Annotated in this window: 12 protein-coding genes; 10 read left to right on the top strand and 2 right to left on the bottom strand. The window is 58.2% G+C overall.

The features are described 5' to 3' along the window. Positions 1-69 precede the first annotated feature (69 nt). The 3 genes from ACAM_RS01480 (at position 70) to ACAM_RS01470 (ending at position 3,938) form a co-directional block, all read left to right on the top strand. Positions 70-1,806, top strand: coding sequence for an ATP synthase subunit A (locus tag ACAM_RS01480; protein WP_062661668.1), 1,737 nt, complete (start codon positions 70-72; stop codon positions 1,804-1,806). Between the two features lie 46 nt (positions 1,807-1,852). After that, complete coding sequence (locus tag ACAM_RS01475; RefSeq protein ID WP_022541041.1) at positions 1,853-3,244, top strand: ATP synthase subunit B; 1,392 nt, start codon at positions 1,853-1,855, stop codon at positions 3,242-3,244. A gap of 64 nt (positions 3,245-3,308) precedes the next feature. Beyond that, positions 3,309-3,938 carry a V-type ATP synthase subunit D gene (locus ACAM_RS01470; RefSeq protein WP_232502316.1) on the top strand — a complete coding sequence of 210 codons (630 nt, stop codon included), beginning with the start codon at positions 3,309-3,311 and terminating at the stop codon, positions 3,936-3,938. A 30-nt stretch (positions 3,939-3,968) separates the two neighbouring features. On the opposite strand, the gene ACAM_RS01465 is transcribed toward ACAM_RS01470, so the two are convergent. Then, positions 3,969-4,217 carry a hypothetical protein gene (locus tag ACAM_RS01465; protein ID WP_062661606.1) on the bottom strand — a complete coding sequence of 83 codons (249 nt, stop codon included), beginning with the start codon at positions 4,215-4,217 and terminating at the stop codon, positions 3,969-3,971. A 220-nt stretch (positions 4,218-4,437) separates the two neighbouring features. Here ACAM_RS01465 and pyrH point away from each other — a divergent pair, with 220 nt between their 5' ends. The 7 genes from pyrH (at position 4,438) to ACAM_RS01430 (ending at position 11,400) form a co-directional block, all read left to right on the top strand. Beyond that, positions 4,438-5,118, top strand: a complete 681-nt coding sequence (gene pyrH / locus ACAM_RS01460; RefSeq protein WP_022541038.1) for a UMP kinase — start codon at positions 4,438-4,440, stop codon at positions 5,116-5,118. 8 nt (positions 5,119-5,126) lie between these two features. Beyond that, positions 5,127-5,531: a hypothetical protein gene (locus ACAM_RS01455; protein WP_022541037.1), complete on the top strand. Its 405-nt coding sequence runs from the start codon at positions 5,127-5,129 to the stop codon at positions 5,529-5,531. Between the two features lie 89 nt (positions 5,532-5,620). Continuing rightward, positions 5,621-7,288, top strand: coding sequence for a long-chain fatty acid--CoA ligase (locus ACAM_RS01450; RefSeq protein WP_022541036.1), 1,668 nt, complete (start codon positions 5,621-5,623; stop codon positions 7,286-7,288). A 54-nt stretch (positions 7,289-7,342) separates the two neighbouring features. Then, complete coding sequence (locus tag ACAM_RS01445) at positions 7,343-8,683, top strand: NAD(P)-dependent malic enzyme (protein ID WP_022541035.1); 1,341 nt, start codon at positions 7,343-7,345, stop codon at positions 8,681-8,683. 25 nt (positions 8,684-8,708) lie between these two features. After that, positions 8,709-9,188 (top strand): GNAT family N-acetyltransferase, encoded by a 480-nt coding sequence (locus ACAM_RS01440; protein WP_022541034.1) that lies wholly within the window; start codon positions 8,709-8,711, stop codon positions 9,186-9,188. Positions 9,189-9,194: 6 nt separating this feature from the next. Further along, the gene (locus ACAM_RS01435; protein ID WP_022541033.1) at positions 9,195-9,677 is read left to right on the top strand and encodes a GNAT family N-acetyltransferase; all 483 of its coding nucleotides are present in this window, start codon (positions 9,195-9,197) and stop codon (positions 9,675-9,677) included. Between the two features lie 124 nt (positions 9,678-9,801). Beyond that, complete coding sequence (locus ACAM_RS01430; RefSeq protein WP_022541032.1) at positions 9,802-11,400, top strand: DNA alkylation response protein; 1,599 nt, start codon at positions 9,802-9,804, stop codon at positions 11,398-11,400. A 287-nt stretch (positions 11,401-11,687) separates the two neighbouring features. Here the strand turns inward: ACAM_RS01430 and ACAM_RS01425 are convergent, their stop codons facing one another. Continuing rightward, positions 11,688-12,797: a hypothetical protein gene (locus ACAM_RS01425; RefSeq protein ID WP_022541031.1), complete on the bottom strand. Its 1,110-nt coding sequence runs from the start codon at positions 12,795-12,797 to the stop codon at positions 11,688-11,690. Between the last annotated feature and the right edge of the window lie 5 nt (positions 12,798-12,802).

Below are 12,802 nucleotides of genomic sequence, written 5' to 3'. Positions count from 1 at the left end.
GGTGTGTGGGTATTGGCTGTTAAGGGGAGTATAGTCAGGATATCCGGCCCCCTAGTCGTGGCGGAGGGTATGAGCGGCGCTCAGATGTATGAGATGGTCTATGTTGGCGAGGACAGGCTTATAGGTGAGATAACGAGGATTAGGGGGGATAGGGCTTTCATACAGGTCTACGAGTCCACCAGCGGCCTAAGGCCTGGGGAGCCTGTCGTCGGCACCGGCGCCCCCCTGAGCGTGGAACTCGGCCCGGGACTCCTTGGCACTATATACGACGGTGTCCAGAGGCCCCTACCCATAATCGCCGAGAGGGTGGCCGAGGTAGATCCTAGGAGGAGGATGTTCGTCGAGAGGGGAGTACAGGCGCCTCCCCTCCCGAGGGATAAGAAGTTCCACTTCAAGCCGGAGCCGCTGAAGGAGGGTGATAAGGTCGAGGGGGGCGACGCCCTTGGTAGGGTGCCGGAGACTAGCCTGATAGAGCACGTAGTCATGGTGCCCCCAGGCATCAGAGGGAGGCTCAAGTGGCTCGCGGGCGAGGGCGACTATAGTGTTGAGGACACGATAGCGGTGGTCGAGAGGGACGGTAGAGATGTTGAGATTAGGATGCACCAAAGGTGGCCCGTCCGTATACCCAGGCCCTTCAAGGAGAAGCTAGAGCCCCAGCTCCCTCTGATAACGGGTGTTAGGATTATAGACACCTTCTTCCCCATGGCGAAGGGCGGTACTGGCGCTGTTCCCGGAGGGTTCGGCACGGGGAAGACGGTGACCCTCCACTCGCTTGCCCAGTGGAGCGAGGCGAGGGTTGTCATATATATAGGCTGTGGGGAGCGGGGCAACGAGATGACCGAGGTCCTAGAGAGGTTCCCCAAGTATAAGGACCCGTGGACCGGGAAGCCCCTCATGGATAGGACGGTGCTCATAGCAAACACGAGCAACATGCCCGTGGCCGCTAGGGAGGCCAGCATCTACGTGGGCATAACGATAGCAGAGTACTATAGGGACATGGGCTATGACGTCCTGCTTGTAGCAGACTCTACAAGCAGGTGGGCGGAGGCGCTGAGGGAGATAGCAGGCCGTCTCGAGGAGATGCCAGCGGAGGAGGGCTACCCGAGCTATCTCGCCTCGAGGCTGGCGGAGTTCTACGAGAGGGCGGGCAGGGTCAAGGCTCTAGGCTCCCCCGAGAGGAACGGTAGCGTGACGGTGGTTGGCGCTGTTAGTCCGCCGGGCGGGGACTTCAGCGAGCCAGTGACGAGCCACACAACGAGGTTCATAAGGGTGTTCTGGGCTCTTGACACGAAGCTGGCATACAGCAGGCACTACCCGGCAATCAACTGGCTCATGAGCTACAGCGCCTACGTCGACCTCGTCACCCAGTGGTGGCACGAGAATGTTGATAAGAGGTGGAGGGAGTATAGGGACGAGGCTATGGATATACTCCTGAGGGAGAGCGAGCTCCAGGAGATAGTCAGGCTGGTGGGTACAGAGGGGCTGGACGAGAAGGATAAGATGGTTCTTGAGACGGCTAGGCTTATTAAAGACGGTTTCCTAAAGCAGAACGCCTTCGACCCCATAGACGCTTTCTCCACGCCGCAGAAGCAGTTCAGGCTGCTTAAGATGATAATGGATATACACAGGAAGAGCCTGGAGCTGATTGAGAGGGGCGTCACGACGCAGCAGATACTCCAGGCCCTTGGCAGGCTCTACATAGACATTGTTAAGGCGAAGTTCACGATACCGAACGACCAGCTGGAGAAGATAGACGAGATAAGGGATAGGGCGCTGAAGACGCTGGAGCAGCTCGGCTCCACCTAGCCCTTTTCCAGGTGTCTCCCTAGGCCTTCGTGTGGGGTGGGTTCCGGTGGCTCTCGGTGTGAGGGAGTATAGGAATATATCCGAGATTAAGGGTCCCCTCCTGGTTGTTGAGGGCGTGTCTAGGGTAGCCTACGACGAGATAGTAGAGGTTGAGACGGCGTCTGGAGAGAGGAGGAGGGGGAGGGTTCTAGAGGTTGGTATGGGCTACGCCGTGGTCCAGGTTTTCGAGGGGACTACGGGTATAAGCCCGACGGGCACTGTGGTCAGGTTCATGGGTAGGCCCCTCGAGATACCTGTCACGGAGGATATGCTGGGCAGGATTATGAACGGGCTGGGCGAGCCTATAGACGGTGGCCCGAAGATAGATGCCGAGGAGAGGAGAGACGTCAACGGCGCTCCCCTAAACCCTGCTGAGAGGGCTTACCCGGAGGACTTCATCCAGACGGGTGTAAGCGCTATAGACGGTATGAACACGCTGGTTAGGGGGCAGAAGCTGCCGATATTCAGTGGCGCCGGCCTCCCCCACAACAGGCTGGCGGCCCAGATTGCCAGGCAGGCTACTGTGAGGGGTGAGGAGGAGGAGTTCGCCGTAGTTTTCTCGGCCATTGGCATCAAGTACGATGACTTCCTGTTCTTCAAAAAGTTCTTCGAAGAGACGGGTGCGCTGGGCAGGGTGGCGATGTTCGTCAACCTGGCTGACGAGCCCGCTATGATCAGGCTGATAACCCCAAGGGCCGCCCTGACGCTGGCCGAGTACCTCGCCTACGAGAGGGATATGCATGTGCTAGTCATAATAACCGATATGACCAACTACGCGGAGGCTCTGAGAGAGATAAGCGCGGCGAGGGAAGAGGTCCCCGGGAGGCAGGGTTATCCGGGCTACCTCTACAGCGACCTGGCGAGCATATACGAGAGGGCGGGCAGGGTCAAGGGCAAAAAGGGGAGCATAACCCAGATGCCCATACTGACTATGCCCAACGACGACATAACCCACCCCATACCAGACCTCACAGGCTATATAACCGAGGGCCAGATAGTGCTGAGCAGGGAGCTCCACAACAGGGGCATCTACCCGCCTATAAACGTGCTCATGAGTCTCTCCAGGCTCATGAAGGAGGGTATAGGTCCCGGAAAGACCAGGGAAGACCACGCCCAGGTAAGCAACCAGCTCTACGCCTCCTACAGCAGAGGCGTGGAGCTCAGGAGCCTGGCGGCGGTTGTCGGTGAGGAGAGCCTCAGCGAGCGTGACAGGCGCTACCTCAAGTTCGCAGACCTCTTTGAACAGAGGTTCCTGAAACAGGGTGAGAGGGAGAACAGGAGTATAGAAGAGACTCTTGACATAGCCTGGGAGATACTCTCGGTGCTTCCTGAGGAGGAGCTAGTCAACATAAAGGAGGAGACCATAAAGAAGTACCACCCCAAATACAAGGCCGGGTAGGGGAGGCCTGACCCCGCCCTAGGCTAATCTCCAGCCCAGCATGGGGGTGTGTTGTGCGTTGGCCGTGGACCCGAGGAAGGTGCTGCCGACGAAGATAAACCTCATCAGGCTCCGGCGGGAGCTTGCTATGCTGAGGCGTATCAGGAGGGTTATGGAGGAGAAGAGGGAGGTAATCCTCCACTATATAACCAGCATGGCGGCAGAGTATGTGCGGTATCAGAGGGAGGTTTACAGCGAGCTTGAGAAGATATACCAGAATTATTATCTAGGCGTCGCCGCGGAGGGGATAGAGAGGGCTAGGGCATTCACAGCCCCCGCGGAGGGCAGCCTCGAGGTGGCTGTCTCGACTAGGACGCTGTTCGCGGTGAAGACCCCAGTCTTCAGCCTGAAGGAGGAGACGGTGCCCCCCTTACCCCTGCCCGCGGGCTCCGACCCCAAGCTGGTACAGTCTATCCTAGACATGGGCAACATACTCGACAAGCTTCTAAAGCTTGCGGAGTACGAGGAGACGCTCCAGCGTCTAATACGGGAGTTGAAGGATACGCAGCGGCTGATAAACGCTCTAGACTACGTCATACTACCTAGCTACCAGAACGCTATCAAGTTTATAAAGCTAGTTCTAGAGGACCGGATGAGGGAGGATTTCGTCAGGCTCAAGATGATCAAGAGGAAGATGGAGGTAAAAACACAGTAGATAAGCCCGGCCTAAGGCCCGCAGGCTTCCTCAAGGCAGAAGCACTCCCACCACTAGGAGAACTGCCGCCAGTAGGAACGTTATCTTTAGAAGGCCTGCTGTGTCGGTGTTAACCGCGGCGTTCAGAAGCCTGTAGCCCACCAGGCCTAGGGTGAACGCGCCCACGACCGAGAGCAGCGCTATCCCGAAAACGACCAGGTAGTAGCTGACATCGAAACCCCCCTGCCACAGCAGCTCCTTAGCCTGGCTGTACACCGCGACAAGGTCCTCCAGCGCCAACTGGGCCTCACCGATATAACTATTAACACCCAACCGTAATTCCCGGGTGCCAGTCTGTAATACCTGGGTGAGACCTCCCGCCTCGCCGGGTGTGATGAGGGTTAAAAGCACCGACGGCGTGCACGGTGGGGAAGGCCAGGACAGCTGACCTCCCGCGGACCCGGGGGCGTTTACCGTTATTCACCCCGGCACGCCACAGTCTCGCCTTGGGTGCTCTGGGGTGGAGGCTGTCGTCGTCAAGGTTAGCGGGGGCTTGGTGCACCCGCCCAGGCTCGAGTATCTCACCCGCCTCAGAAACGTCCTCTGGGGTCTAGGGGAGGCTGGGTATAGTGTAGCTGTTGTCGTGGGGGGAGGAGGCTTGGCTAGGAGCTATATAGACGTGTTGAGGCGTGCTGGCGTTGGCGAGGCGCTTCTCGACGAGATGGGAATAGAGTCTTCAAGGCTAAACGCCTCCCTTATATCCAAGCTCCTCTACCCCCGCTCCTTCCCATACCCCCTCGCATCCCTAAGGGAGGTGATAGAGGCCCACATGTCGGGTCTCATACCTGTTTCAGGGGGATTCCAGCCGGGCCAGAGCACCAACGCCGTGGCCGCTGTAGTAGCGGAGGCGCTGGGCGCCAGTATGCTGCTGAACTGTCTAAACGGGGTGGAGGGTGTATACAGTGACGAGCCCTCCCGCCCGGGGGCTAGGCTGCTTAGGAGGCTGACTTACAGCCAGCTCGAGTCTATTATAGAGCGCGTCTCATCCCAGGAGGCTGGCTCCTACACTCTATGGGACAAGGTGGCCCTCGGAGTGGCTAGGAGGAGTGGTTTGAGGATAGCGTTTTTCGACTGCAGAGACCCGGCTAACATATGGAGGGCCCTCAAGGGCGAGATAGGGAGTATAGTTGAAGGGGGGTGAAGTGGGTTTTGCATGAGGGGTTCGGCGAGGAGGGTATACCGGGCCATGCGGGAAGGGGGGTGCCGGGGGCTTTCCAGAGGCGGCTGAGCGAGATGGGCTGCCAGTTCGAGGCGGAGGGTGATGTGACTAGGATACACCTCGCCGGGGGCGTTGTCGAGGTGAAGGACGAGCCGGGCGTGGGGCCGATAGTGGAGGCCTCGATACCCCTCCCCGTCGACCCCTCTACAGTGGGGGAGTCTCTCGAGGGTATGAGGGCCCTCCTAGGGCTCATGACTATGCTGGGCCGCCCCCTATCATATCAGCTGGACGACAGTCTCCCCCAGTTCCCCATACTTAGGGTTAAAGCTGTATTTGAGACTCTGGAGGACGCTTACGAGGCTTTAGCTGGCGCGCTGGAGAGGATGGGATGTTGAATACTCGGCCATAGAGTTAATACCACACTATTTTCCCACATTAAAAACCATTAGAGCCCAGGATAGTTTATAGTCTGGTGTAAGAGTCCTTGGCCCTGCCTGAGAAGACCCCCTGGAGGCCTGGATACAGTCTGACCCTCCACAAGATATACCAGTACGCCCTGTACATGTGGAGCGACATGGAGATAGTATACCGTACGGCGAGAGGGGTGGAGAGATATACCTTCGGGAACGCGGCAAAGAGGATTGAGAGCCTCGCCAACGCTCTCAGAGCCCTCGGCGTGTCGGGGCTAGACAGGGTAGCCACTATGGACTGGAACACCCACTGGCACTACGAGACCTATTTCGCAGCCCCTATGATGGGGGCCGTCTTGCACCCGCTAAACGTGAGGCTAGCGCCCAACGAGATAGCCTATATTATAAACCACGCTGAGGACAGGGTTCTCATTGTCCACAGCGACTTCCTCAAGCTAGCTGAGGCCATACTCCCCCACGCGCCGAGCGTCGAGCACGTTATTATAGTCGACGCCGAGTCCCACCCCGACAGTATAGCGGGCAGGAGGCTGCACAACTACGAAGACCTCATAAAGGAGTACAGCGGCAGCTACGACTGGCCTGAGCTCGACGAGAACAGGCCAGCTGCCATGGGCTACACCAGCGGCACGACAGGGCTGCCGAAGGGTGTTTACCACAGCCACAGGATGATAGTGGTCCACGCCCTTAGCGGGGCTCTCGCCCTAGCAACACGGGGTAGGAGGAGAGTTACAGGCGATGATACACTGCTCCACATAGTGCCCATGTTCCACGTGCTCGCCTGGGGCCTACCCTACATGGCGACGCTGAACGGTATGAAGCAGGTGTTCCCAGGCAGGCTCGACCCCAAGGTCCTCCTCGACCTGATAGTGAGCGAGAAGGTGACTATCACGGCTGGCGTGCCCACTATACTCTACATGCTCCTCTCACACCCAGAGAGCGAGAAGTACGATCTCTCAGGCCTCCTCTTCGTCAACGGAGGCCAAGCCCTACCTAGGGGGCTGGCCGACGCTGCCAGGAAGAGGGGTATAGAGGTTATGGTGGGCTACGGGATGACGGAGACGGCGCCCATACTAACGCTGGCGGGCGTGCCTAAGAAGTACATTGATAGGGCCGATGAGCTATCCCTCACCACAGGCTGGCCTGTCCCCCTCGTTGAGCTGATGGTGGCCGACCCTGAAACCCTCGAGCCTGTGCCGAAGGACGGAAAGACCATGGGGGAGATAGTCGTGAGGACCCCCTGGGTCACGCCCGAGTACTACAAGGACCCGGAGAAGACGGAGAAGGCTTGGAGGGGCGGCTGGTTCCACACGGGAGACATAGCCGTCTGGACGCCCGAGGGCTACATCCAGATAGTGGACAGGGATAAGGATATTATAAAGAGCGGGGGCGAGTGGATAAGCAGCGTCAGGCTCGAGAGCCTCATAAGCCAGCACCCCGGGGTGGCGCAGGTGGCGGTGATAGGCGCCAGGCATCCGAAGTGGGGCGAGAGGCCGGTAGCAATAATAGTGCCGAAGCCGGGGTGGCAGGAGAAGCTGACGACAGAGGAGGTTAGAGAGTGGCTCGCCAGGAATTTCGTGGAGAAAGGCGAGATACCCAAGTGGTGGCTTCCAGACAAGGTTGTTCTAGTTGACGACCTGCCGAAGACTAGCGTGGGCAAGATAAACAAGAGGAGTCTGAGGGAGAGGTTCGCAAACATCCTAGAGCAGGAGGCCCAACAGTAATCACCCCTCTTTTATACTCTACAATCTACATTCTCCCATAGGGTATCCCTGGTTATGGCGGGCGACGACGGCTCCGGCAGCATAGATAGCGATAGGATTATAGAGGTATATAGGAGGTACGCTGGCAAGATTGAGGTTATGCCTAAAGTCCCGGTGTCGAGCGTGGGGGACTTCGCCATATGGTATACTCCGGGGGTGGCGGAGGCCAGCATCAGGATAAATAAGGATCCGGACGAGAGCTTCGAGCTGACGAGCAGGTGGAACATGGTTGCTATAGTGACTGACGCCACGAGGGTCCTGGGGCTGGGCAGTCTGAAGCCTGAGGCAGCATACCCAGTGATGGAGGGTAAGGCGCTGATATTCAAGCTGTTCGGCGGTGTTGACGCGGTGCCGATAGTCCATAGGCGCCGGGAGCCTGGTGCTTTCGCGAGTCTTGTAAAGGATCTGGAGCCCAGCTTCGGCGGCGTCAACCTTGAGGACATAGAGAGTCCCAAGTGCTTCTACCTCCTAGACTTCCTTAGGATGGAGCTGGAGATCCCTGTATGGCACGACGACCAGCAGGGTACTGCTGCTGCGAGCCTGGCGGGGCTCATAAACGCGTTTAAGATTGTGGGCAAGAACCTCAGGGAGTCTAGGATAGTGCTGCTGGGGGCGGGGGCCGCCAACATAGCCCTCTACCGTTTCCTCAAAGCCTATGGAGTCAATCCTAGGAACATCGTGGTTGTGGACAGCAGGGGGGTTCTACACCCGGAGAGGGAGGATATGGACAGGCTGCTCTTCTCAAACAGATACAAGTACGAGATAGCCCTCGAGACCGAGGGAGGGGGGCTGAGGCCGGGGAGCGGTGTTGAGGAGGCGCTCAAGGGGGCCGACGCCCTCGTCGCTGCATCCAGACCGGGGCCAGGGGTTGTTAAGAAGGAGTGGATAAGGGGGATGTCGAGAGATCCCATAGTGTTTGCCCTTGCAAACCCAACCCCGGAGATATGGCCGTGGGAAGCCCGGGAGGCTGGCGCGAGGGTTGTAGCGACGGGGAGGAGCGACCTGCCAAACCAGGTCAACAACGCCCTGGTATTCCCAGGAGTTTTCAGGGGCGCTCTTGACGCGCGGTCCCGGGCTATAACGGATGGCATGGCGATAGCCGCTGCGGAGGAGATAGCCAGGTATACGGAGGAGGAGCTGGGCCTAGACGAGGAGAGGATACTACCCCCCATTACAGACTGGCAGGTGCACTATAGGGTGGCGGCCGCCGTCGCATGGGCCGCTAGCAGGGAGAAGGTCGCCAGAAAACCCCGAACCTACCGGCAGGAGCTTGAGAACGCGAGGGCTATAGTGGAGTCTTCCAGGAGGAAGTATGAAGCCCTGCTCTCGGCCGGCCTAATAGAGAGGCTCGTATAACTTGTTGTGGCGGGGGTGTGGAGGTGTGTATGAGAGGGGCGTCCACGTCAGACCGCCTAGACCGGGCGACAAGGGGGTGCTGGCCGAGCTTATATACCGTTTTTACATGTTAAACGAGGAGTTCGACCCTCTCTGGACCCTTAGGGACGACGCCAGGGAGGCTGCGGCGGAGGAGGCGGAGAAGATTGTGTCGGGAGGTAACGGTGATATAGTATTGGTTGCAGAGGCGGGGGAGGAAGTGGTGGGATTCATAAGGGGCTATATAAGGGAGATGCCGCTTCTAGCAAACGGTAGGGTAGCAGTTGTTAAGGAGATCTACGTGAAGCCCCAGGCCAGGAGGATCGGGCTAGGCACGCTCCTTATAGAGAGGTTCTCCGAGGAGGCCAGAAAGCTGGGCGCCCGTGCTGTAGCCGGGGAGTTTCCCGCCCAGAACGCCATAGCCCACAGGTTTTACGAGAGGCTGGGGTTCAGAAGCTTTATGCACACCATGATAAGGGAGGTGTGAAGGGGTTTGGAGGTCGGTAGGGATGTTGTTCTGAGGCACGCGGTGGAGAGTGACGAAGCTGATGTGGTGGACATGATTGTCAGGCAGAAGATATTCAACGAGGAGCTGAGCCCCCTCTTCAAGACTATAGACGATCTGAGGACGGAGGCCGAGAAATACTTCAGGGAGACGCTTGCAGACGATAACAGCTTCATAATAGTAGCTCAACATGGAGAGAATATTGTGGGCTTCATCAGGGTGGAGCTTGTTGACAGGAGATTCTACAAGCCGCGGTTTAAAGCGGTGATCACAGACATCTACGTGAAGCCCCGGTACAGGAGGAGAGCCGTAGGACGGCTCCTCGCGGAGCGGGCGGCGGAGGAGGCTAGAAGGAGGGGGGCGGGGATAATGTCGGCTCTATACCCAATGACAAACTACGTGGCAAAAAGGTTCTACAGCCAGCTGGGCTTCAAAGAGTTCCAGATAGAGGTGTACAGGGAGATACGGTAAGCAGGAGGCCTCCACCAGGGCCTAGGGGACTCGCCTGCTCCTCACCGTTATCTATCTCCCCAGAATACCTTTTTATCTGGTGACGGGTAGTTTGCCTCTCGACTCTGCGTTTGGAGAGGTTTCTATGGCGTACGGTTTGAACCACTACCTTGTTGATAAGCCTTTGAGGGACACACTAAAATACTTCATGTCTAGAGAGCCGGAGCTTGCTGGTCTTGGCGAGTTTGTGGGCAGGGAGCTTTATGAGCTTGCTTACAGGGTAGACAGGATGAGCTGGCCTGTCCATGTCATGTGGTCTGTGAGGGGGGAGAGGAGCGACACCGTGCTCCTCGACCCTTCCCTGCGGCAGGCCGTCGATAGGCTACTATATGAGTTCGGGGTCAACAAGCCCCCCTACATTGGTGGTAGCTGGCACGAGCATTTCGCCAGTATAAACCTTGTGGGGGACCCTGGTGTCGCTTGCATACTCACAATCACAATGCAGACGGCCTATGCCCTCTGGAAGTACGGGGGGGACAGCGTGAGGGGCTACTACAGGAGGCTTGCGGGGCTTGAGAGGCCTCCCATGCTGGGTGCCACATGGTTCACCGAGATACAGGGGGGTAGCGATCTCGGTGCTAACGCCACCATTGCTAGGCGCGGGGGCGACGGCGTCTGGCTGCTCACGGGCTACAAGTACTTCGCCAGCGGCGCTGGGCTCGCCGATATCGCACTCGTGACCGCGAGGACCGAGGGGGCTCCAGCCGGTGCTAAAGGGCTCTCCCTCTTCGCAGTACCACGGCTTAGGAGGGGCGGGGGGCTCAACTTTAGCGTGAGAAGGCTTAAGGATAAGAGCGGCACCATCGCTGTGCCCACAGGGGAAGTTGAGCTTCAGGACTCGGAGGCTTATCTGCTGGGGGAGGCTGAGAAGGGGATATACTACACCCTGGAGGACCTCATGATATCTCGCATAGCAAATTCGGCCGGGGCCGTGGGCGTAGCCAGGAAGGCCTACCTGGAGGCCTACAACTATGCTAACCACAGGAGGGCTTTCGGGAAGAGGATAATAGAGCACCCCCTTGTTAGGAGGGATCTCCTGGAGATGGAGGTCCTAATAGAGGAGTCTCTAGCCCTCACACACAAGACTGTAGACCTGTTTGAGAGGTCTACGGGAGACAGGCCTCCATACAGTGCCACCTACCACTACGCGAGGCTGATGACCCACATCGCGAAGAACATGACAGCGCAGGCCGCAGCCAGGGTTACGATGCTGGCGATGGAGCTGTTCGGCGGCATAGGCTTCCTCAGGGAGTACGCTGTAGAGAGGTGGCACAGAGAGGCCCTAATAACCCCGATATGGGAGGGGACAAGCAACATCCAGGCCCTAGACATGCTGGAGGCCATCTGGAAGAAGGGTGCGTACAAGCCTCTGCTCGAGGACCTCAGAGCGCTGGCCAGCGAGGCCTACGATAAGGAGCTGGCCTCCAGGGCTGTGGCTACGGCTGAAGAGACTATAAAGAGGCTGGCCTCCATGAGCCCCAGCCAGGCAGAGTTCAACGCGAAATACATACTCGAGGACCTGGGGCACGCCTCCTCCACGGTTATACTGGAAAACATGGCCGCGGTCCTAGGTGAAGAGAGGTACCACACGGTGGCTGAGATAGTGTACAAGAGTCTGCTCCAGAGGAAACCCGTTTACAACCCTGGGGAGGAGAGGCTCGGAGAGATAATAGCGTTACAGTAGCCCTCCCCCTACCGCTTCATCTTGTATTATATTAAACGGTAGGGGCTTCCCACTGCTTCCTCTAACCGTGCCACTCCGTATCTTTCTGTCTCATCGTGGTGCGTTTTTCCATCGGTTCCCTCCTCGCCCACACCACCTCTTTTCACTGGGGTGCGGGGTCATGGGGGCTGTGAAGGCTAATGGCGCTGGGCCCCCATCTTGACCAGGCCCCCGGGAGGGCTTGGAGCCTGCTTCAATAGTCCCGAATAGCGCTACAGCCTACCCCATTTAAACGTCTCAACCCTGGGCTACTCCCATCTAACCCTGGCTTGTTTAACCCTAGCCGCGGCTGAGAGGAGTAGGCCGAGGATAAGTATGGCGAGGGCTGGTATGTAGGGGCTGGTTCCTGCGGCGGAGGTCAATGCGAATACAGCCAGGGAGGCTGCGACGCTCCACGCTAACACTGACACCGTGGCTATCCTCACCTTCTTCGGCTCCCTGTCTAGAACGTACATAACAAGGGTGAACACAGCCCAGCCGTAGCCTAGCCCTACTAGGAAGAGGGCTAGCCAAGGAAGGCTGTCGCCCACGTATAACGCTAGGGCCGTCGACACCAAAGCCGCTGCGGACGCAGGGAGCGTTGACGCAGTCGTCGAGGCCATTGTAACACCCAGCGCGTAGCCTATGCTATATACCAGGGGAGTTGCCTCGCCTAGATAGTATGCTGCCTCCTGTATCACAGGTATCTTCAGTGCAGCCAACACTCCGGCGGCGGACGAAAGCCTGAGGACCTCGTCAAGCCTGAGCCTCTCAACCCTCCCGTGGAGAGCCGAGAACACTGCGTTGGAGAAGTTGTCCACGACTTTAAGCGATGCGAAGGAGAGGGGCATGTCTATCACGTTTTGGGCGGAGAGGAATGCGAATACCGCTATAGACACCGCCACTATCAGGGGGATGTCTGACGCGAGAGATAAGAATATTAGCAGCGAGGAGCCGACGCTACTTACTATGTAATACTCGGCGAGAGTTCTCCTCCACTCCACATAGTCCACTTGGCTGTATATTGATGAGGAGAGGGCGAAGCTCGTCATACCCAGGGCTATGGACACGGCCATTACGCTGGCCAGGCTGGAGAGCCACCCGCCCAGAAGCCCCTCCAACCCCAAGAGGGAGGCGGGTGTAGCTATCCCAACAGCGGCGAGAACCAGCCTCCTCCCCCCCGGGCTCCTAAACCTGGTGCTGGCGACTACAAGACCCCAGAAGGAGCCGACCATGGCGACAGCCGAGAGCACAGCCTTAGCTACCACACGGTGCTCTTCGATGGGGAGCAGGTAGCCTAGCGCTCCGACCGCACTGGACTCGGCTACCGCCAGCGCTGCAGTTAGGGACGCCATGAGAAGCCCGAAAGCCAGCCTCATACCCC

This window comes from Aeropyrum camini SY1 = JCM 12091, assembly GCF_000591035.1.
Lineage (GTDB): Archaea > Thermoproteota > Thermoprotei_A > Sulfolobales > Acidilobaceae > Aeropyrum > Aeropyrum camini.
This window is presented reverse-complemented; position numbering and strand designations above follow the sequence as displayed.

Coding starts and splice junctions, on each gene's coding strand:
- ACAM_RS01480 (WP_062661668.1), top strand. CDS start 70: ATGAGCGGCGCTCAGATGTATGAGATGGTCTATGTTGGCGAGGACAGG.
- ACAM_RS01445 (WP_022541035.1), top strand. CDS start 7,343: ATGGCGGGCGACGACGGCTCCGGCAGCATAGATAGCGATAGGATTATA.
- ACAM_RS01430 (WP_022541032.1), top strand. CDS start 9,802: ATGGCGTACGGTTTGAACCACTACCTTGTTGATAAGCCTTTGAGGGAC.
- ACAM_RS01425 (WP_022541031.1), bottom strand. CDS start 12,797: ATGAGGCTGGCTTTCGGGCTTCTCATGGCGTCCCTAACTGCAGCGCTG.